Here is a 19,266-nt window from a genome sequence, read left to right as displayed (position 1 = left end):
GGAAGGTCACTGCCTTCCCGCCGGGGACCGCCGCTCCACGGCGGGTGGGCCCCGCCTGACCGTGGCGACCGGACGGGGCCTGTCGGCGTTCTGTTCCTGCAGATAGGTGACGAGGGTGGTGCGCAGGTACCGTTCGGCGGCGTCCGCCGCCTCCCGCGCGCAGCGCTTGCCCATCAGCACGCAGAGCGTGTAGCCCGAGTCCTCGAAGGTGGCCCGGACCGTGTGGTCGGTCGGGGCCGCCAGCATCACGCGTTCCCAGGCCCGGTAGCGGCGCAACTGCCGGGCGACTTCGGCCTTGGCGGGTAGCAGCATGGTGCCGTTCACCTTTCCGGGGCTCGATGGGAGCGCGTTGTCCCGACGGTCGGGCGGAGGCCGTGCGGACGGTGCACGGTCCCGTAACGGCGATCGAGGTCTTACACATCGTGCATGGGTGATGACTCAACGTCTTGTTGGATATTCAACTGACTGTGGCCGTCGCCAGTGGAAGAGGTGAAGCGCGCTGCTCACGTGTCGTCACGGAGGTCTCATCCGTGCGCTCGTGTTGCACGGATGGACCAACGCCCTCACTCTGAAGGTGACTCAGAAGCGATACCCGCTCACGTTCCGTGTCCGGGGGCTCGTCCCGCAGGGGCGAGGAGGAACGCGAGCTTCGCGGTGAGGAGCCGACGACCATGAAGACCGCAGTGCCCTGCTACTACCACCTCGACGTGGAAGTCAGCCCGGAGAAGGTGGGTCAGGTCAGCCGCATACTGGCCGCCCACCTCCGGTTCTGGGACCTGGAGAACCTGGTGGAGCCCGTCTGCGGCGGCGCCGAAATGCTGCTGCGGGCCATCGACGAACACGCCACCGACAAGAACACGTCGATCGAGATGTGGTGGAACGGCCAGCACCTCATCACGGCCATCGGGGACAACGACCGCGCCCTGCGACCCGACCAGGAACTCCGCGGCTGCCTCGAACACATCGCGGCGAGCAGCGACGGCTGGGGCTGCTGCGCCACCGAGACCGGCAGCAAGGTCATCTGGTTCTCCCGGCGCGCCCGCGCCGGTGAGCGCGTCCCGCTGGTGCCGACCGCGCCCGACCCGCGCGAGAGCGAGGGCCTGGACCTGCCCCGCGAGGTCAGCGTCTCCCAGCTGACCGGCCGGGTCCGAACACCGGGCGGCCTCCTGGAGGAGGTCCGGTGACCCGGCGCCAGAACCGGGAAGGGGCGCCCGCCTGGAGCGGGCGCCCCTACCCGCTGGGTGCGTCCTACGACGGCGAGGGCACCAACTTCGCGCTGTTCAGCGAGGTCGCCGAACGCGTCGAACTGGTCCTGGTGGACGACGACGGCCGGCACGGCACCGTACGGCTCACCGAGGTCGACGGCTTCGTCTGGCACGGCTACCTCCCCGGCGTCGGCCCCGGACAGCGCTACGGCTACCGGGTGCACGGACCGTGGGCACCGGCGGCCGGCCACCGCTGCAACCCGGCCAAACTGCTCCTCGACCCCTACGCTACCGCGGTCGACGGACAGATCGACGACCACCCCTCGCTGTACGAGCGCAACCCGCACGGACCCGACCCCGCCGACAGCGCCGGACACACCATGCTCGGCGTGGTGACCGACCCGGCCTTCGACTGGGGCGACGACGCCCGCCCCTGCCGCCCCTACGCGGACACCGTGGTCTACGAGGCCCATGTCAAGGGCCTCACCCGCACCCACCCCGACGTCCCCGACGAACTCCGCGGCACCTACGCCGGGCTGGCGCACCCCTCGGTGGTGGAGCACCTGACCTCGCTCGGCGTCACCGCGGTGGAACTCATGCCGGTGCACCAGTTCGTCCACGACGGCGTGCTCCAGGGCCGCGGCCTGGCCAACTACTGGGGCTACAACACCATCGGCTTCTTCGCCCCGCACAACGCCTACGCCGCCCGCGGCACCCGCGGACAGCAGGTCACCGAGTTCAAGGAGATGGTGAAGACCCTGCACGCCGCCGGGCTCGAAGTGATCCTCGACGTCGTCTACAACCACACCGCCGAGGGCAACGAGAAGGGCCCCACGCTCTCCTTCCGGGGCATCGACAACTCCTCGTACTACCGCCTGGTGGACGGCGACTGGTCGCACTACTACGACACCACGGGCACCGGCAACAGCCTGCTGATGCGCCACCCCTACGTACTCCAGCTGATCATGGACTCGCTGCGGTACTGGGTCACCGAGATGCACGTCGACGGCTTCCGCTTCGACCTGGCGGCCACGCTCGCCCGCCAGTTCCACGAGGTGGACCGGCTGTCGGCGTTCTTCGACCTCATCCAGCAGGACCCGGTGATCAGCCGCGTCAAACTGATCGCCGAACCCTGGGACGTCGGCGAGGGCGGCTACCAGGTGGGCAACTTCCCGCCCCTGTGGTCGGAGTGGAACGGCAAGTACCGCGACGCCGTACGCGACTTCTGGCGCGGCGAGGACCACACCCTCGGCGAGTTCGCCTCCCGCCTGACCGGCTCCTCAGACCTGTACGCGCACAGCAGACGCCGGCCGCGCGCCAGCGTCAACTTCGTCACCGCGCACGACGGTTTCACCCTGCGCGACCTCGTGTCGTACAACGACAAGCACAACGAGGCCAACGGCGAGGGCAACCGGGACGGCGAGAACACCAACCGCTCCTGGAACTGCGGCGCGGAGGGCGACACCGACGACCCGGCCGTCCTCGAACTGCGCGCCCGGCAGCAGCGCAACTTCCTCGCCACCCTGCTGCTGTCCCAGGGCATCCCGATGCTCTCCCACGGCGACGAACTCGGCCGCACCCAGCGCGGCAACAACAACGCCTACTGCCAGGACAACGACCTCAGCTGGATCGACTGGCGGCTCACCGACGAGCAGCGCGGCCTGCTGGAGTTCACCCGCACCCTCATCTCGCTGCGCGTCAGCCACCCGGTGCTGCGCCGCCGCCGCTTCTTCCGCGGCGAGACCGTGCGGCACGCCGACCAGCCGCTGCCCGACCTGGTGTGGCTGCTGCCGGACGCCAGAGAGATGACCGACGACGACTGGCAACGCTCCGACGCGCACTCGGTGGGCGTCTTCCTCAACGGCGACGCCATCGCCGAACCCGGCCCGCGCGGCCGGCCGCTGGTCGACGACTCCTTCCTGCTGCTCCTCAACAGCCACTGGGAGCCGGTCGACTTCCGCCTGCCCGACGCCGCCTACGGCGAGCGCTGGACGACGCTGATCGACACCGCCGACCCGGACGGCACGCCCGACGAGTCGGAGCACAAGGCCCGCACCACCCTCACCGTGGACGCCCGCAGCCTGGTGCTGCTGTCCCGTCCGTCCCGCACCGCGCGGTGACCGGCGCGCGCCCCGGACGGATCACCGTTCGGGGCGCGCCGTCACCGTGAACTGTGCGCCCTCGTTGTCGCGCAGCACCGCCTCGTCGGCGCTCTCCGACAGCACACTGCCGCCGTGCCGCTCGGCGGCACGGGCACAGGCCGCCACGTCCTTCACCGCGAAGTGCACCTGCCAGTGCGGCCGGATCGCCGGGTCGGGAGCCGACTCCGCCGCCCCCGACTCGATGCGCGCCACCACCTGACCGCCGCTGCGCAGCACCACTTCCTCGCCCTCGTAGTGGACTTCGCAGCAGCCGGGCTTGTCGGACGCCCAGTCGAAGACCTCGCCGTAGAAGATCGCGGCGTCGAACGCGTCCCGGGTGTGCAGCCGGATGAACGCCGGCTGGGCACGGCGCCAGGTGGGCCAGTCGGTGAACAGTTCGCCCTCCCAGATCCCGAACGTCGCCCCGTCCCGGTCCGCCAGCAGCGCCGCCCGGCCGGGCGGCAGGGAGATCGGACCCACCGCCGTGGTGCCGCCGCGCTCCTGCACCCGTGCCGCCGCCTCGTCCGCACTGCGCACCGCGAAGTACGGCGTCCACGCCACCGCCATCTGCCACATCGTCGCGACGCCGGCGATCCCGGCCACCGGCGAGCCGTCGGCCAGCGCGATGCGGAACCGGTCGCCGAGCCGGACCGGACGCCACTGCCAGCCCAGGACGGCCCCGTAGAACTCCTCGGTCGTCTTCACGTCGCGGCTGGTCAGACTGACCCAGCACGGTGCCCCGAACACGGAGTGCGTCGAGAAGACGTCCGTCGTGCCGGCAGGGGAGGGCATGTCGTGGTTCATGGCAGTCGCGTCCTGATCTCGTCGGCCGGGCAGCCACCCGGATGGCACCAGTGTCCGCCGGGTACCGGCCCGGGCGCCTGCCGAGTACCCCGGCGGCGGCACCGAAACGGTGGGCCCGGCCACCCCGGCCGTCCCGGTGGCACGGGGCGGCCCGAGTGGTGACGATGGAGGAATCGGACACTGGGTGAAGGCACTCAAGCACTGTGCGAAGGCAGCGCGGGAGCGGCACACCGGACCAGGAGGTGGCCATGCCCACGGACGGGGGCGCCGACCGGATCCTCCGACTGGAGGAAGAGGTGCAGCAGCTCAAGGACGCGGTCGCCTCGCACGCGGTGGTGGACCAGGCGATCGGCATGATCGTCGCCCTCGGCCGGGTCTCGCCCGACCAGGGCTGGGAGGTGCTGAGGGAGGTCTCCCAGCACACGAACATCAAGCTCCGCAACGTCGCCGACATGATCCTCGTCTGGGGACGCACCGGTCTGCTGCCGGCGGAGGTGCGCACGGCGTTGGAGGAGGTGCTCGACCGGCTCGGCCCGACCCAGGTGCCCGGCGCGCCGCCGGTCCCGGCGCTGCGCACCGGCCCGCTCAGCCGGACTCGGCCAGCAGTTCCTCGCGCAGATGGGCGAAACAGCTGCTGAGCAGCCGGGACACGTGCATCTGCGAGATGCCGAGCTGATCGGCGATGGCGCTCTGCGTCATCCCGCCGAAGAACCGCAGGTAGAGGATGAGCCGTTCGCGCTCCGGCAGCGCCTGCAGACAGGGCCGCACCGCCACCCGGTCGACGACCGTGTCGAACGCGGGGTCCGGGCCGCCGATCGCGTCACCGAGCGCGTATCCGTCGGTGCCCGGCATCTCCGCCTCCAGCGACAGCGCGGAGAAGCACTCCAGTGCCTCCATGCCGGTGCGCACCTCGCTCTCGGTCAGCTGGGCGTGCGCGGCGATCTCGGCGACCGTGGGCGCCCGGCCCGGCGTCGTCTGCGCCAGCTCCTTCGCCGCGTGCCGCACCCGGTTGCGCAGGTCCTGGACCCGGCGCGGTACGTGCAGGGTCCACATGTGATCGCGGAAGTGGCGCTTGATCTCACCGGTGACCGTGGGCACCGCGTACGCCTCGAAGGCGTTGCCGCGCCCCGGGTCGTAGTGGTCGACGGCCTTCACCAGACCGAGGGCCGCCACCTGGTAGAGGTCCTCCAGGGCCTCGCCGCGCCCGCGGAACCGGACGGCGATGCGCTCCGCCATGGGCAGCCAGGCCGTGACCAGTTCGTCGCGCAGGGCGCTGCGTTCGGGGCCTTCGGGCAGCCCGGCCAGACGAGCGAAGGCGTCGGCCGTGTCGGGGGAGTCGTCGTGCGGGTGCGGCTTCCTGGGACTGACGGTACGCATCACACGCACCTCCCTGAGCGGGGTGCCGGATGACAGAAATCCGTGGGAAGCGGCGGCTCGGACCACGACAGGCCCGCGGCCGGCGAGCGGTTCCCACGGACGTGCCTCCTGTCCGAAGCACTGACCATCCCATTCCCCGTCCGCCGTCCTTTCAAAACGGTTCAGCGAATTCCGCGGACGTATTCATGGAATGTGCACGTTATGGAATCGGAGGAATTCGTGGTGTGAAATGCGACGACGGCCGGGAGTGCGGCCGGCGGCGGCCGTTCCGTCGGCTGCGGACGGCTCCCGGGGCCGACGGGGTGACCCCGACGGACGTGATGTGCGGCACGCCGGGCCGGCGGGGCGGAGGGCCGGCCGGTGGATTCCTCCAGCGCAGCGCTTGATCGTCGATCACATCGGGCGAACCGCCCGACGACAGCGCATTCTGCTCATTTGACAGTGCGCTGAGCCCGCGGATAGGAAGCAGCGGACGGAGTCGAGAGGTGCAGAGTGTACGAGCCGAACGTGCTGGGCGACTGGCAGGAGTACGACGAGCGTGCCGGTCTGCGGGTCCGCGTCCACCGTCTGGAACCGGGTGAACCCCCGCGCGGACGGGACGACGCCGCCGAGGGGCTGACGTACTTCAGTGTCCGCGTGACCGCCGAGAATCGCGGCGAGCGGCCGTTCTGCATTCATCTCGAGGACGGTCAGATCGATGTGCGGACCGGTCCCGACGGCGAAAGCGCGTTCATCGACTGGCGCAGTTCGCAGTTCATCGAGGGATTCGACGTCTATCCGCTGCGCCGGGCCACCGCCGTGCTCTACGCGGCCGCTCCCGAGGCGTCCCTGACCCATGTCGACGTGCAGGTGCAGGTGCGGGTCGACGAGGAGTGGGCCGGCCGGCGGTTGTGGGCGGGCGGCATCGGTGTGCAGGAGCTGCCCGCCGGGGCGTCCGCGGGCGCCTGCCGCGACAGCCTCGCCCACCAGGTGAGCGTGTTCCTGCAGGAGCAGGCGGAGGAGGGCACCGCCTGATCGGGCGTCAGTGCGGAATGCCGTCGATGATCTCGCGGGCGCCCTGACGCAGCAGCGCCACGGCCACCGAGGTGCCGAGCGTCGCCGGATCCAGCCGCCCCGCCCACTCGTGCGCGTTCAGCCGGGTCTTGCCGTCCGGGGTGAACACACAGGCCCGCAGTGACAGGTCGCCGGTGCGGTGCACCTTCGCTGTTCCGGCGATCGGGCTGTTGCAGTGGCCCTGGAGCACGTGCAGGAACATGCGCTCGGCGTCCGCCTCCCGGTGGGTGTCCGGATCGCCGAGGACGGCGACGGCCTCGATGAGGGCGGTGTCGTCCTCGCGGCACTGCAGGGCCAGGATGCCCGCGCCGACGGGCGGCATCATCGCCTCGGGGGAGAGGATCTCGCTGATCACGTCGGTGCGGCCGATGCGTTCCAGGCCCGAGACGGCCAGCAGCAGCGCGTCCGCCTCACCGGCCGCCAGCTTCTCCAGCCGCCGGTTGGCGTTGCCGCGGAACGGCACGCACCGCAGATGCGGGTGCGTGGCGGCCAGTTGGGCGACCCGGCGCACCGAGGAGGTGCCGATCCGGGTTCCGGGCGCGAGTTCGTCCAGGGTGAGACCGCCCGGGTGCACGAGGGCGTCACGGACGTCGTCCCGCTTCAGGAACGCGGCGAACACGGTGCCCGCGGGCAGCGGCCGGTCGGCCGGCACGTCCTTGACGCAGTGCACGGCGAGATCCGCCTCGCCGGCGAGCAGCGCGGCGTCCACCTCCTTGGTGAACGCGCCCTTGCCCTCCACCTGCGACAGATCGCCCAGCCACTTGTCGCCGGTGGTCTTCACCGGCACCACCTCGGTGCGCACACCGGGATGGGCCGCGGCCAACTCGGAGCGGACGCGCTCCACCTGGGCCAGTGCCATGGGTGAGTCGCGGGAGACGATGCGGATCTGTTCCGGGGCGGACATGCCGACACGATAGACCCTCAGGGCCCCGGCCGTTGCCGGGACACCGTACGGCGCCCCGGCAACGGCCGGTGACGGTCAGGCGTTCGGGTCGAACGGGATGCCCGACGGCTTGGCCGCCGCCAGGTGGGAGTTGAAACTGCCGTCCTTCAGGCCGAAGTTGGCGCTGCCGAAGTCGTAGGAGACGAGCTTCTCGCGCAGCCCCGCCGGGTAGCCGTTCCAGCCGACCAGGGCCGGGTACTGCCAGCTGCCCCTGTGGTTCTCCGGCGGCTCGTCGCCGGAGCCCGCGAGGCGGAAGCAGTGGGTGCTGACGCCGTCCTTGTGGTACACGATCTTCGGGTGCGTCCCGTCGAAGCGGACCGCCGACCGCGCGTGGATCGAGAACGAGCCGTGGGCGGACGTCGAGACGTACTGCACGGTGTTGTCCTGCACCCACACCACGACGTGCTCCCAGTCGTGGCGGTGGCCACCGAGGCTGCTGCCGGGCAGCGCCTGGTCCTTCTCGAAGTACAGGCCGTAGATGACGGCGCACCAGCCGTTGTTGCACTTGGAGCGCGCATAGCCGTTGGTGTTGTCCAGGTCCGAGGCGTCACGGCAGTTGCCGTTGAGCGCGCCGGTCGGGTTCAGGCCGGTGTTGACCGAGCCGTCGGGGCCGATGGCCGGTGTGGGGTAACAGCCGTCGGTGTCGTAGTCGTAGGCGGGCTGGAACGTCTGCTCCAGTGCGTCCGCGTTGGCCGGCAGTGCGGGGGGCGGTGCGGCGAAGGCGGTGGCGGGGAAGGCGATCACCAGGGCGGCCGCGCCGGCCAGGCCGGTCAGCCACCTCCTGCGGTGCGTTCGGGACGTGCTCGGCGACACTGCGTCCTCCTCTTGGTCCGGGCGCAGCCCAACGGCTGTGGGGGGAAAGGGAGTTCATGATCCCGCTCGGGAACACCCGTGCCAAGAGGGCACAGGCGTCCCGGGGATGAAGTGCGGCCCAACTCTCGCGGCGGCCGGCCCCGGATCACACCATGTCGTCCGGAATGTCGGCCGCCGCCTCCTCCGGGGCCAGGTCCGGCCGCAGCCGCAGCCAGGACGGCTGGCGCAGCATCCCCTCCCGGGTGCGGGTGCTGTAGCGGACCTCGCCGACCAGCCGGGGCACCACCCAGCGCGCGCCCGGCACGGCCGGCGCCGGGTCGAAGGGGCAGGTGTCGGTCGCCGCCGCCCGCAACAGGGCGGCCAGATCGGTCCGTTCGGCCTCGCTCCAGCCGGTGCCCACACCGCCCACGTACCGCAGCCGTCCCGCCGCCCGCTGTCCGACCAGGACCGCGCCGGGCAGGCCGGTCAGCCGTCCCTTGCCGGGCAGCCAGCCGCCGACCAGGACGTCCTCGCTGCGCATGTTGCGGATCTTGATCCAGGCGCGGGAGCGCACGCCGGGCTCGTACACCGAGTCCAGCCGCTTGCAGACCAGGCCCTCGAGGCCGTGGTCGAGGGTCGCCCGCAGTGCCTCGGCTCCGTGGCCGACGATCGCCGTCGGCGTGGACCAGGCGGGGCCGTCGAGGCCGAGGCCGAGCAGCGCCTCGCGGCGCGCCGTGTAGGGCAGCCGGACCAGCGACCGCCCGGCCAGGTGCATGACGTCGAAGAGCACCAGGTGCACCGGGACGGCCGCCGCCCGCCGGGCCGCCTTGGCGGGCGCGTGCGCCAGGCCCATCCGCGACTGGAGCAACTGGAAGCTGGCGCGGCCGTGTTCGTCCAGCGCCAGCACCTCGCCGTCCAGCACCGCGGGCGTGGTGCCGAGGGCGGTGGCCAGCGGGCCCAGCTCCGGGTAGGCGCCGGTGATGTCCGTGCCGGAGCGGGCGCGCAGCACGACGGTGCCGTCCCCGGGGAGGTAGACCACGGCCCGCTGCCCGTCCTGCTTCGTCTCGTACGCGTAGCGGGCGTCCGCCGCAGGCGGCGGCAGGGTGCCGGGAGTGGCGAGCATGGGCGGGATCAGTGGCAGGGTCACGGGTGAGGTGTGGACGCCTGCGCGGAGCGGCACGCGCGGGCGGCCCCGGTTTCCCCCGAACGGTGGCCGACGGCACGGCAGCGGACGGCGGCGGACCGTGGCGGCGACGCGGCGGCGGGTCGGGCACGGGAGGCAGGGCGATTGATTGAGTTACGCAATGAGATGGTAAAGTGCGGTGCATGCCCACACCCCCGCCCCCCGACGTCCCCGCATCCCCGGAAGTGGCCGAGATCGAGCGCGCGCTGCACCGCATCACCTACCTGAGCACGCGCGCCCGGCAGCACGAGCGGCTGATGGCCCTGGCAGGTGTGCCGATGGACCGGGCCGCGGTGGCGCTGCTGCGCCGGATGGCCGACGCCGAGCCGATGCGGCCGGGGGAGCTGGCTGCCCGGCTGGGCGTCGAGGCCTCCCATGTCACGCGCACCGTGCAGCAGTTGGAGAAGTCCGGCCATGTCACCCGGGTCCCGGACCCCGACGACCGCCGCGCCCAGCGCATCGAACTCACCGACGCCGGCCGGGAGGCCATCGCCCGCATCCGCGAGACCGGGGTACGGGGCATGCAGGCGGCACTGGCCCACTGGTCGCCCGAGGACCTGCGGCAGCTCGCCACCCTCTTCCACCGCATGGTCGACGACTTCCTCGCCCACGCCACCGACGAGGAACCGGACCGCGCGCCCACCCCCTGACCCGGCCGCCTCACCGCACCTGCGCCTCCGGCCCGGCACCCGCCGGCACCGGCTCCCGCAGCCCCCACAGCAGCAGCCGGGCGACCAGCGGGAGCACGACCAGGGGAAGCAGCGCGGTGCGCAGCGACGTCGCGTCGGCCAGTGCGCCGAGCGCCGGAGCCGCCACGCCACCGACGCTCACCGCCAGCCCCAGCGTGACCCCGCTCGCGGTGCCGACCCGACGGGGCAGGGCGTCCTGGCCGAGCGTGATGTGCAGCGAGAACGGCACGTAGAGCCCGGCCGACGCCAGCGCCACGCACCCGTACACCGCCGGCCCCGGCACCAGCACCACCCCCGCCACGGCGACGACGGCCAGCACGTACGCGCGCCGCACCACCGCGAGCCTGCCGTACCGCTCGGCGAGCCGGCCCCCGGCCACCGTGCCCACCGCGCCACCGGCGTACAGCACGCACAGCGCGGCCGTACCGGCCGCCTCCCCGCCGCCGGCGCGTCCGGGAACGTACAGCGAGACGAACGCGCTCAGCCCGACGAAGACGACCGACCGGCAGGCCACGGCGCCCGACAGGCGCAGGAACGACGGCCAGTCGTCACGGCCGGACGCGGCCGTGACGGCCCCGCCGCCCGCGCGGGACCCCGCCGAGCGGCCGGCCGCCACGCACAGCGCCGCACCCAGCAGCGCCGGCAGCACCAGCAGCGGCGAGGCGCGCAGCCCGCCCACCGCGACCACGGCCGCGACGAGCAGCGGCGCCAGCGCGAAACCCACGTTGCCGCCCAGCGAGAACCGGCCCATCGCCGTGTGGCTGCCGCCGGCCGCGGCGCGCGCCGCGCGGGCCGCCTCCGGGTGGTACGCGGCGACACCGACCCCCGACAGCGCGACCGCCGCCAGCGTCAGCGCGTAGGAACCGGTGACACCGCTGAGCGCGACACCGGCTCCCGCGGCCAGCGCGCCCAGCGGCAGCAGCCAGGGCATCGCCCACCGGTCGGTCAGCGCCCCGAACACCGGTTGCACCAGCGACGACAGCAGCGAGGCGGCCAGTACGACACCCGAGGCGGCGGCATAGGAGTAGGCGCGCTCGGCGACGAAGTACGGCACCAGGGCGGCCACGGCCCCCTGGTACACGTCCACGCACGCGTGCGCGACGGACATCAGCGCGATGGGCCGGCGACGGCCGGCGGAGAGGAATGCGGTGGTCACCCCGCGATCCTCGGCCGCCGCCCGGCCGTCCCGCTTCCGATAATCTGCCCAGTTGTGCCGCACATCCGCCACGACCCCACCGCACCCACCCGCGCACGGCTCCTGACCGCGGGGGAGCGCATCGACGCGCACCGCCACGACGACCACCAGATCGTCTACGCGGCCTCCGGCGTGGTGGAGGTGACCACCGACGCGGGCACCTGGTTCGCCCCGGGCACCCGGGCCATCTGGGTCCCCGCCGGCACCGTGCACGCCCACCGGGCCCACGGCCGGCTCGAGTTGCACCTGGTCGGACTGCCCGCCGACGACAACCCGCCGGCCCTTCACGCGCCGGCCGTGCTCGCCGTCGGGCCGCTGCTGCGCGAACTGATCGTGGCCTACGCCCGCGACCCCGGCGACGACAGCCCCGAGCGCGCCCGCCTGCTCGCCGTCCTCCGCGACCGGCTGCGTGTCTCGCCGCAGCAGCCGCTGCGACTGCCGACGCCCACCGACCCGCGACTGGCCGCGGTGTGCGCGCTCGTCCACGCCGACCCGGCCGACACCCGCACCCTGGCCGCCCTCGGCGCGGCCACCGGCGTCGGCGAACGCACCCTCAGCAGGCTCTTCCGCCGCGAGTTCGGCATGACCTTCCCGCAGTGGCGTACCCAGTCGCGGCTCTACCACGCCCTGCGGATGCTCGCCGACGGACTGCCGGTGACGACCGTCGCGCACCGCTGCGGCTGGGCCTCCGCCAGCGCGTTCATCGACGTCTTCCGCCGCTCGCTCGGCTGCACGCCCGGCAGTCACCGCCGCCGGACCTGACCGGCCCGGCGGCGCCCGCATCCGACTTACTGTCCGGTAATATCGCGCGGCAGGTCACCAGAGGAGGAACCGTGCAACGGTCCGAACGCTCACCCCTGCTGCTCGCCGGCCTGCTGGCCGCCGCGGGCACCGCCCACTTCGCCGCCCCCCGCCAGTTCGACCACATCGTGCCCCGCTCCCTGCCCGGCTCGCCCCGCACCTGGACCTACGCCAGCGGCGCCGCGGAACTCGCGCTGGCCGCCGGAGTGGCGCTGCCCCGCACCCGCAAGGCCGCCGCACTGGCCACGGCGGCCTTCTTCGTCGGCGTGTTCCCCGCCAACGTGAAGATGGCCGTCGACTGGCGGCACCGCCCCGCCCCGCAGAAGGCCGCGGCCCTCGGACGCCTGCCCCTGCAGCTGCCGCTGGTGCTGTGGGCGCGCGCCGTCGCCAAGAGCGCGGAGGGCCGGTCGTGAGCGGGCGGCCGGACAAGGGCGACACGGTCGAGGACTTCGCGCTGCCGGACGAGACCGGCACCGTGCGCCGGCTGTCGGACCTGCTCGCCGACGGGCCGGTGGTGCTGTTCTTCTACCCCGCCGCGCTCACCCCCGGCTGCACCGCCCAGGCCTGCCGCTTCCGTGACCTCGCCGCCGAGTTCGCCGAGGCCGGCGCCCGACCGGTGGGCATCAGCGCGGACGCCGTCGAACGCCAGGCGGAGTTCGCCGGACGGCACACCCTCGGCATGCCCCTGCTGTCCGACGCGGACGGCACGGTCCGCGAGCGGTTCGGCGTGAAGCGGGGGATCGCCCTGGCGCCGACCCGGCGGGCCACGTTCGTCATAGACCGCGACCGCACCGTCCTGGAGGTGGTCCGCAGCGAACTGCGGATGAACGTCCACGCCGACCGCGCGCTCGCCGCGCTCCGCGCCCACCGCGGCTGAGACCACCCGGACGCCCGGCCGCGGTTGAGAAGCGGCGGGCACCGGGACGATCCTGGACCAATGGAGGACGCCTCCGCCGCGGTGGTCGTCGACCCCCGCGGCACCGTCACCGGATGGAGCGAGGAAGCCCGGCGGCTGACCGGACACCCGGCCGAGGAGGCCGTGGGACGGGCCGTACGGCAACTCCTCGCCCCGGACGCCCCGGCCCCTGCCGGCACGCCCCTGCCGTCGGGCCCGGTCGTGCTGCGCCACCGCGACGGCCACCCCGTACCGGTCCTCCTCACGGTCCGGCCGCTGCGGGGCGCGGGCGGCGCCCCGGCCGGGCACGTCATCACCGCCGAGCCGCCCGAGGCGGCCGGCACCTCCCTGACCGCCCGTGCGTTCCAGCAGGCGTCCGTCGCGATGTCCGTCTTCGACACCGACCAGCGTTTCCTGACGCTCAACGACGCCGCCCTGCGGCTCATGGGCGGGAGCGACAGGAACCCGGTCGGGCGCCCCTATCTGGACACCGTGGACTCCGGCGCGGACACCCTCGGCATCGCGCTGTATCTGCGCCGGGTCGCCGAGGAGGGCCGGCCCCTGAACTACGAGACCGTCACCCGGGCACCGTCCGAGGACCGCTCGCACGCCTGGAACATCGAGATGTGGCCGGTCCGCGAACCGACCGGCGAGGTGGCCGGCACCGCCATCGCGGCGTTCGACAGCACCGAGCAGCACCGGGCCCGGCGGCGCCTGGCGCTGCTCAACGCGGCCGCCGCCGGCATCGGCACCACCCTGGACGTCGTGCGCACCGCCGAGGAGTTCGTGGCCGTCCTCACCCCGGCGTTCGCCGACTTCGCCGCCGTCGACCTGCTCGACTGGGTGCTCGGCACCGACGAACCCCCCACCGCCCTGCCGGGCAGTGACGTCGTACTGCGCCGCGTGGCGCACCGCTCCGCCGACCACAAGAGCCCCGGTCCGGCCGTCCACCTGGGCCGGACGGACGTCCACCCGGTGTACTCGCCGCTCGCGCGGGCGCTGCGGGAGGGCAGGGCGGTGCTCGCCCGGGCCGGGGAAGCGGACTTCGACCGGTGGATCGCCGAGCGCGTGCCGCACGGACCGGCCGGCATCCACTCGCTGCTGGCCGTACCGCTGCGCGCCCGCGGCACCACCCTCGGTGTCGCGATCGCCATGCGCAGCCTCCACCCCGACGGGTACGCCGCCGACGACGCGGTGCTGGCCGAGGAACTCGCCAGCCGGGTCGCCGTCTGCGTGGACAACGCCCGCCGCTTCGCCCGCGAGCGCAGCACGGCGCTGACGCTCCAGCACAGCCTGCTGCCACGGGGACTGCCCGGACAGGCGGCCGTCGAGGTCGCCCACCGCTATCTGCCGTCGGTGTCGGCGGCGGGCATCGGCGGCGACTGGTTCGACGTCATCCCGCTGGCCGGCAGCCGAGTGGCCCTGGTCGTGGGGGACGTCGTGGGCCACGGCATCCCCTCCGCGGCGACCATGGGCCGGCTGTGCATGGCCGTACGCACCCTCGCCGACGTGGACCTGCCGCCCGACGAACTCCTCACCCACCTCGACGACCTGGTCACCCATCTCGCCTCCGGGGACCTCGACGAGGTCGCCGAACTCGGCGCCACCTGCCTGTACGCCGTCTACGACCCGGTCTCGGCACGCCTGACGGTGGCGGCCGCCGGGCATCCCGCGCCGGCCGTGGTGCTGCCCGACGGCACGTGCCGGCTCGTCCCGGTGAACGCCGGACCGCCGCTGGGGGTGGGAGGACTGCCCTTCGAGGCGACGGAGGTCGAGTTGCCCGAGGGCTCCCTCGTCGCCCTCTACACCGACGGTCTGATCGAGGACCGCGACCGCGACATCGACCGCGCCACCGACGAGCTGCGCCGCGCCCTGACGGTGCCCGCCGACTCGCTCGACGCGCTCTGCGACAGCGTGCTCAAGCACGTCCTGCCGGAGGAACCGAGCGACGACGTGGCGCTGCTGCTGGCCCGGACCCGGGCCCTCGGCGCCGACCGCGTCGCCACCCGGAACGTGCGCTCGACCCCCGAGGAGGTGGCCGCCGCCCGCCAGTGGGCCATCGACATGCTCACCGCGTGGGGACTGGACGAGATCGCCTTCGTCACCGAACTCGTCGTCAGCGAACTGGTCACCAACGCCATCCGCTACGGGGTGCCGCCGGTGCAGCTGCGGCTGATCAGGGACCGCAGCCTCATCTGCGAGGTCGCCGACGCCAGCAGCACCTCACCGCACCTGCGCCGCGCGCACGCCTTCGACGAGGGCGGCCGCGGACTGCTGCTGGTGGCCCAGATGACCCAGCGCTGGGGCAGCCGCCAGACCGACGCCGGAAAGACCATCTGGGCGGAGCAGACCCTGCCGGACCCGGTCCGGAGCCCGTACGACGACCTCCCACCGTCCGGGTAGACCACGAGCAGCCCTGACGAAGCGTCCTCCGGGCGGTGCCGACGGTGGTCGTCCACGGTCCGGAGGGACTGTCATTCCGGCGGCACCCTCTGCAGCGGTGAGGCCGGCACGGCCGCACGGGCCCCTCGGGCCGCGTCGAGCCGGCGGCACCGCACCCCCGGCTCTCAGCGAGGCCGTTCCCCGTCCTCCGCCGTGACCTGGGCGAGGGTGCGGCCGGTGCGGGCCGAGCGGGCCCGCCGCGGATCGGGGGCGCCGCGGCCGGCGCCCTGCTGGGCCGCCCGGACCAGGAGCCACGCCTCCCCGCCGTCGTCACCGCCGTCGCGGAAGCGGGTCAGGGCGTACTCGCCGCGCAGCTTCGCGCCGCGCAGCCGGAACGTGGCGTGGCCGCGCTCCAGCGACTCCGCGAAGTCCAGCGGCCGGCCCCGGCGGTCGTGGCTCAGCGGCTCGTACGTGCCGTGGTCCCAGACGATCACCGTGCCGCCGCCGTACTCGCCGCGCGGGATCACTCCCTCGAACTCCTCGTACTCCAGCGGATGGTCCTCCGTCGGCACCGCAAGCCGCTTGTCCCGCGGGTCGGCGGACGGGCCCCTCGGAACCGACCAGGACCTGAGCACGTCGCCCACCTGGAGCCGGACGTCGAAGTGCATCCGCCGCGCGTCGTGGATCTGCACGACGAAGCGCGGCTCCGGCCCCGGCGCCGCCCCGGTTCCCCGGGGCTCGCCCGTCCGGTCGAAGTCCCGCTTGCCGTGGTACTCCCGCAACCGGTCCCGCTCGCCCACCGTGCCGCTCCTTCCCGTACGCCGTCACCGCACGCCGCCGGTTCGCGCGGCGCCGTACGCCGTACGCCGCCGGTTCCGTGCGGTGTCGTCCGCCGGCGGCGCACGCGCGGGCCCCGGGTACCCCGGTCAGAACTCCTCGTGCACCTCCGGGTCCCCGCCGAGCCGCCGGTGGGCGCGGTCGGCGAGCGTCCGCATCTGGTCGGCGTCCAGCTCGAAGCCGAAGACGTCGAGGTTCGCGCGCTGCCGGCCCGGGTCGGAGGACTTGGGCACGGGAAGCGCGCCCAGCTGGATGTGCCAGCGCAGCATCGCCTGGGCCGGCGTGACCCCGTGCGCCTCGGCGACCGCGGCCACGGCCGGGTCGTCCAGGAGCTGCGAGCCGCGGCCGAGCGGACTCCAGCTCTCCGTGAGCACGCCCCGGCCCGTGTGGTACGCGTGCAGCTCCTCCTGCGGGAACAGCGGGTGCAGCTCGATCTGGTTGACCGAGGGCAGGACGCCGGTCTCCTTCTCCAGACGTTCGATGTGCGCGGCCGTGAAGTTGGAGACGCCGATCGACCGGACCAGGCCGTCCTCGCGCAGCTTGATCATGGCCTTCCAGGAGTCGACGTACTTGTCGACCCGGGGGAGCGGCCAGTGGAACAGGTACAGGTCGACGTAGTCCAGGCCGAGCCGGGCCCGGGACTCCTCGAAGGAGGCGAGGGTCTCCTCGTAGCCGTGGTGCCGGCCCGGGAGCTTCGTCGTCACGACGATCTCCTCGCGGGGGACGTCCGCCGCGGCCACGGCACGGCCCACACCGGTCTCGTTGCGGTAGTTGGCCGCCGTGTCGACGAGGCGGTAACCCGCGGCGAGGGCCGTGGCCACCGCCCGCTCCGCCTCCGCGTCGTCCATCGGCCAGGTGCCCAGGCCCAGGGCGGGGATCGTGGTGCCGTCGTTGAGGGTGTGGCTCGGGATGCTCGTCACGAGGGGCCCTTCACGTTGACAGTGTCGTCCCCCCAGCCTCGCGGACGGCGGGGCCGGTGATCAACCGGACGGGCGGTCCGCGCGTGAGGCACTGTCGCCAGGCCCGCCCGGCACTGCCACGATCGTCCCGGCGGCCGGCCCGCACGGGACCGGCGGGAACGAGCGACGGAGTGGGGACGCATGACGACGCACAGCGACGGCGTGACGGACGGCAGGGGCGACGCGGCGGTGGACGTCCGCCCGGTCGCCGGGCACATCGGGGCCGAGATCACCGGTGTCGACCTCGCCGGTGACCTCGACGACGCCGTGATCGCCGGCATCAGGGCCGCGGTGCTGCGCCGGAAGGTGGTGTTCTTCCGCGGCCAGCGCCTCGACCACGCCGCACATGTGGCGCTGGCCCGCCGGTTCGGCGAGCCGGTCGTGCTGCCGCGCCGCGGCACCGCCTCCCCGCCGGACTTCCCCGAGATCGAGACGACCGCCGACCGGCTGGAGCTCGGCGGACGTTTCGGCATGGACCACGACGAGTGGCTGCGGCGCCGCCGCCACACCCTGCTGCGCGGCTGGCACTGCGACCACGGCGCCCGCGTCGACCCGCCGGCCGCGACGATCCTGCGCGCCGAGACCGTCCCGCCCTACGGCGGCGACACCACCTGGTCGAACCTGGCCGCGGCGTACGCAGGACTGTCCGCGCCGGTGCGGGAGTTCGCCGACCGGCTGCGCGCCGAGCACCGCCTCGGCGTCGGCTACCAGCCCCGGCCCGGCGACGACGCCTACGTGCGCCACCTGCTGGACCACCAGACCGCCTCCGAACATCCCCTGGTACGCGTCCACCCGGAGACCGGGGAGCGGGTGCTGTTCGTCAACGGCTACTACGTCGAGCAGATCACCGGCCTGTCCCGGCCGGAGAGCGCGGCCGTCCTGGAGATGCTGCTGGAACAGGCGACCAGGCCCGAGTACACCGTGCGGTTCCGCTGGGAGCCGGGCAGCGTGGCGTTCTGGGACAACCGGGCCACCATCCACCTCGCCCCGGGCGACACCGCCCACCTCGACCACCCGCGGATCATGCACCGGGTGATGCTCGCCGGGGACGTCCCGGTCGGCGTGGACGGCCGGCCCTCCCGGCCCCTGACCGGCACCGCGCCCGGACGCTGGTAGCCGGCCGGACGACCGAGCCGATCCGTCCGGGAGGTGACGCGGCGCGGCACGGTGCCCACCGTGCCGCGCCCCGCCCGGCCGCCGCCGCCCCCGGCGGTGTCGCGCCGGGAGCGCGGACACCATGCCGCCGCGGCGGGCCGGCGCGGTGCCCTCACTCGAAGCGCGACACGTCGCCCGCGCCCCGCCGTACGATCTCCGCCTCGCCGCCCGAGAAGTCGATCACCGTGGTCGGCTCGGTGCCGCAGTCACCGGAGTCGAGCACCGCGTCCACCACGTGGTCGAGGCGGTCCTTGATCTCCCAGCCCTGCGTCATCGGCTCCTCCTCGTCGGGCAGCAGCAGGGTGCTGGACAGCAGCGGCTCACCCAGCTCCGCCAGCAGCGCCTGCGTGACGACGTGGTCCGGGATGCGCACGCCCACCGTCTTCTTCTTGGGGTGCTGGAGCATGCGCGGCACCTCCTTCGTCGCGGGCAGGATGAACGTGTAGCTGCCCGGCGTCGACGCCTTGACCGCGCGGAACACGTCGTTGTCGATCCGTACGAACTGGCCGAGCTGCGCGAAGTCCCGGCACACCAGGGTGAAGTGGTGCCGGTCGTCCAGCTTGCGGATGGTGCGGATCCGGTCGATGCCGTCCCGGCTGCCCAGACGGCAGCCGAGCGCGTAGCAGGAGTCCGTCGGGTACGCGATCAGCGCGTCGGAGCGGATGCTGTCGGCGACCTGCGCGATGGTGCGCGGCTGGGGGTTGTCGGGGTGCACGTCGAAGTACTTCGCCATTCACCGAGCTTATGCCGCCGCGCGCGGGGCACCGCACACGCCACCCGCGCCGGAGGCGGCGACGCGCCGGGGTGAGCCGCGCGTCCGGGTGAGGTAACGTCGCCGAACTGGGCCCAAGGCGG

20 protein-coding genes are annotated in these 19,266 nt (G+C 73.5%); 10 read left to right on the top strand and 10 right to left on the bottom strand.

The window, feature by feature from the left end; translation table 11 throughout:
- Positions 1 to 6: 6 nt before the first annotated feature.
- Complete coding sequence (locus FGW31_RS02145; RefSeq protein ID WP_142191571.1) at positions 7 to 312, bottom strand: DUF5133 domain-containing protein; 306 nt, start codon at positions 310 to 312, stop codon at positions 7 to 9.
- Positions 313 to 671: 359 nt separating this feature from the next.
- Between FGW31_RS02145 and FGW31_RS02140 the strand changes: the two genes are divergently transcribed.
- Positions 672 to 1,184, top strand: coding sequence for a pep a2 (locus tag FGW31_RS02140; protein WP_142191570.1), 513 nt, complete (start codon positions 672 to 674; stop codon positions 1,182 to 1,184).
- Entirely contained in the window at positions 1,181 to 3,325 is a 2,145-nt protein-coding gene (gene glgX, locus FGW31_RS02135; RefSeq protein ID WP_142191569.1) for a glycogen debranching protein GlgX, read from the top strand. The genes FGW31_RS02140 and glgX overlap by 4 nt, the downstream gene beginning before the upstream one ends.
- Positions 3,326 to 3,346: 21 nt before the next feature.
- Here glgX and FGW31_RS02130 read toward each other — a convergent pair whose 3' ends face one another.
- The gene (locus FGW31_RS02130; protein ID WP_142191568.1) at positions 3,347 to 4,150 is read right to left on the bottom strand and encodes a VOC family protein; all 804 of its coding nucleotides are present in this window, start codon (positions 4,148 to 4,150) and stop codon (positions 3,347 to 3,349) included.
- A gap of 248 nt (positions 4,151 to 4,398) precedes the next feature.
- On the opposite strand from FGW31_RS02130, the gene FGW31_RS02125 reads away from it, so the two are divergent.
- Positions 4,399 to 4,788 (top strand): ANTAR domain-containing protein, encoded by a 390-nt coding sequence (locus tag FGW31_RS02125; RefSeq protein ID WP_182675315.1) that lies wholly within the window; start codon positions 4,399 to 4,401, stop codon positions 4,786 to 4,788.
- Here FGW31_RS02125 and FGW31_RS02120 read toward each other — a convergent pair.
- Entirely contained in the window at positions 4,736 to 5,527 is a 792-nt protein-coding gene (locus FGW31_RS02120; RefSeq protein ID WP_142191567.1) for an RNA polymerase sigma factor SigF, read from the bottom strand. The genes FGW31_RS02125 and FGW31_RS02120 overlap by 53 nt on opposite strands.
- 492 nt (positions 5,528 to 6,019) lie before the next feature.
- Between FGW31_RS02120 and FGW31_RS02115 the strand changes: the two genes are divergently transcribed.
- Positions 6,020 to 6,541, top strand: a complete 522-nt coding sequence (locus FGW31_RS02115; protein WP_142191566.1) for a hypothetical protein — start codon at positions 6,020 to 6,022, stop codon at positions 6,539 to 6,541.
- A 7-nt stretch (positions 6,542 to 6,548) separates the two neighbouring features.
- Here the strand turns inward: FGW31_RS02115 and hemC are convergent, their stop codons facing one another.
- The 3 genes from hemC to FGW31_RS02100 form a co-directional block, all read right to left on the bottom strand.
- Positions 6,549 to 7,484, bottom strand: coding sequence for a hydroxymethylbilane synthase (gene hemC / locus FGW31_RS02110; protein ID WP_142191565.1), 936 nt, complete (start codon positions 7,482 to 7,484; stop codon positions 6,549 to 6,551).
- A 75-nt stretch (positions 7,485 to 7,559) separates the two neighbouring features.
- The gene (locus FGW31_RS02105; protein WP_142191564.1) at positions 7,560 to 8,336 is read right to left on the bottom strand and encodes an NPP1 family protein; all 777 of its coding nucleotides are present in this window, start codon (positions 8,334 to 8,336) and stop codon (positions 7,560 to 7,562) included.
- Between the two features lie 145 nt (positions 8,337 to 8,481).
- Positions 8,482 to 9,462: an ATP-dependent DNA ligase gene (locus FGW31_RS02100; protein ID WP_142191563.1), complete on the bottom strand. Its 981-nt coding sequence runs from the start codon at positions 9,460 to 9,462 to the stop codon at positions 8,482 to 8,484.
- Positions 9,463 to 9,641: 179 nt separating this feature from the next.
- Here FGW31_RS02100 and FGW31_RS02095 point away from each other — a divergent pair, with 179 nt between their 5' ends.
- On the top strand, positions 9,642 to 10,148 hold the full coding sequence (locus FGW31_RS02095) for a MarR family winged helix-turn-helix transcriptional regulator (protein ID WP_142191562.1): 507 nt from the start codon (positions 9,642 to 9,644) through the stop codon (positions 10,146 to 10,148).
- Between the two features lie 10 nt (positions 10,149 to 10,158).
- Here FGW31_RS02095 and FGW31_RS02090 read toward each other — a convergent pair whose 3' ends face one another.
- Positions 10,159 to 11,295 (bottom strand): MFS transporter, encoded by a 1,137-nt coding sequence (locus tag FGW31_RS02090; RefSeq protein ID WP_142191622.1) that lies wholly within the window; start codon positions 11,293 to 11,295, stop codon positions 10,159 to 10,161.
- Between the two features lie 102 nt (positions 11,296 to 11,397).
- Here FGW31_RS02090 and FGW31_RS02085 point away from each other — a divergent pair, with 102 nt between their 5' ends.
- From FGW31_RS02085 to FGW31_RS02070, 4 genes are all read left to right on the top strand, one after another.
- Entirely contained in the window at positions 11,398 to 12,144 is a 747-nt protein-coding gene (locus FGW31_RS02085; protein WP_142191561.1) for an AraC family transcriptional regulator, read from the top strand.
- Positions 12,145 to 12,215: 71 nt separating this feature from the next.
- Positions 12,216 to 12,596, top strand: a complete 381-nt coding sequence (locus FGW31_RS02080; protein WP_142191560.1) for a DoxX family protein — start codon at positions 12,216 to 12,218, stop codon at positions 12,594 to 12,596.
- A complete protein-coding gene (locus FGW31_RS02075) occupies positions 12,593 to 13,060 on the top strand; it encodes a peroxiredoxin (protein ID WP_142191559.1) in 468 nt (155 codons plus the stop codon). Before FGW31_RS02080 ends, FGW31_RS02075 begins: the two co-directional genes overlap by 4 nt.
- A gap of 60 nt (positions 13,061 to 13,120) precedes the next feature.
- Positions 13,121 to 15,481 (top strand): SpoIIE family protein phosphatase, encoded by a 2,361-nt coding sequence (locus FGW31_RS02070; RefSeq protein ID WP_142191558.1) that lies wholly within the window; start codon positions 13,121 to 13,123, stop codon positions 15,479 to 15,481.
- Positions 15,482 to 15,645: 164 nt separating this feature from the next.
- Here the strand turns inward: FGW31_RS02070 and FGW31_RS02065 are convergent, their stop codons facing one another.
- Positions 15,646 to 16,260 carry a DNA polymerase ligase N-terminal domain-containing protein gene (locus tag FGW31_RS02065; protein ID WP_142191557.1) on the bottom strand — a complete coding sequence of 205 codons (615 nt, stop codon included), beginning with the start codon at positions 16,258 to 16,260 and terminating at the stop codon, positions 15,646 to 15,648.
- A 126-nt stretch (positions 16,261 to 16,386) separates the two neighbouring features.
- A complete protein-coding gene (locus FGW31_RS02060) occupies positions 16,387 to 17,217 on the bottom strand; it encodes an aldo/keto reductase (RefSeq protein ID WP_142191556.1) in 831 nt (276 codons plus the stop codon).
- Positions 17,218 to 17,397: 180 nt separating this feature from the next.
- Between FGW31_RS02060 and FGW31_RS02055 the strand changes: the two genes are divergently transcribed.
- The gene (locus FGW31_RS02055) at positions 17,398 to 18,372 is read left to right on the top strand and encodes a TauD/TfdA dioxygenase family protein (RefSeq protein ID WP_142191555.1); all 975 of its coding nucleotides are present in this window, start codon (positions 17,398 to 17,400) and stop codon (positions 18,370 to 18,372) included.
- 151 nt (positions 18,373 to 18,523) lie between these two features.
- Here FGW31_RS02055 and FGW31_RS02050 read toward each other — a convergent pair whose 3' ends face one another.
- Positions 18,524 to 19,144, bottom strand: a complete 621-nt coding sequence (locus tag FGW31_RS02050) for an L-threonylcarbamoyladenylate synthase (protein ID WP_161174369.1) — start codon at positions 19,142 to 19,144, stop codon at positions 18,524 to 18,526.
- Positions 19,145 to 19,266: the final 122 nt, after the last annotated feature.

Source organism: Streptomyces calvus, from assembly GCF_006782915.1.
Taxonomy (GTDB): Bacteria; Actinomycetota; Actinomycetes; order Streptomycetales; family Streptomycetaceae; genus Streptomyces; species Streptomyces calvus.
The sequence above is the reverse complement of the archived record's forward strand: the minus strand, read 5'-3'. Positions and strand labels throughout refer to the sequence as shown.

Coding starts and splice junctions, on each gene's coding strand:
- FGW31_RS02145 (WP_142191571.1), bottom strand. CDS start 312: ATGCTGCTACCCGCCAAGGCCGAAGTCGCCCGGCAGTTGCGCCGCTAC.
- FGW31_RS02140 (WP_142191570.1), top strand. CDS start 672: ATGAAGACCGCAGTGCCCTGCTACTACCACCTCGACGTGGAAGTCAGC.
- FGW31_RS02130 (WP_142191568.1), bottom strand. CDS start 4,150: ATGAACCACGACATGCCCTCCCCTGCCGGCACGACGGACGTCTTCTCG.
- FGW31_RS02125 (WP_182675315.1), top strand. CDS start 4,399: ATGCCCACGGACGGGGGCGCCGACCGGATCCTCCGACTGGAGGAAGAG.
- FGW31_RS02120 (WP_142191567.1), bottom strand. CDS start 5,527: ATGCGTACCGTCAGTCCCAGGAAGCCGCACCCGCACGACGACTCCCCC.
- hemC (WP_142191565.1), bottom strand. CDS start 7,484: ATGTCCGCCCCGGAACAGATCCGCATCGTCTCCCGCGACTCACCCATG.
- FGW31_RS02095 (WP_142191562.1), top strand. CDS start 9,642: ATGCCCACACCCCCGCCCCCCGACGTCCCCGCATCCCCGGAAGTGGCC.
- FGW31_RS02090 (WP_142191622.1), bottom strand. CDS start 11,295: ATGTCCGTCGCGCACGCGTGCGTGGACGTGTACCAGGGGGCCGTGGCC.
- FGW31_RS02070 (WP_142191558.1), top strand. CDS start 13,121: ATGGAGGACGCCTCCGCCGCGGTGGTCGTCGACCCCCGCGGCACCGTC.
- FGW31_RS02055 (WP_142191555.1), top strand. CDS start 17,398: ATGACGACGCACAGCGACGGCGTGACGGACGGCAGGGGCGACGCGGCG.
- FGW31_RS02050 (WP_161174369.1), bottom strand. CDS start 19,144: ATGGCGAAGTACTTCGACGTGCACCCCGACAACCCCCAGCCGCGCACC.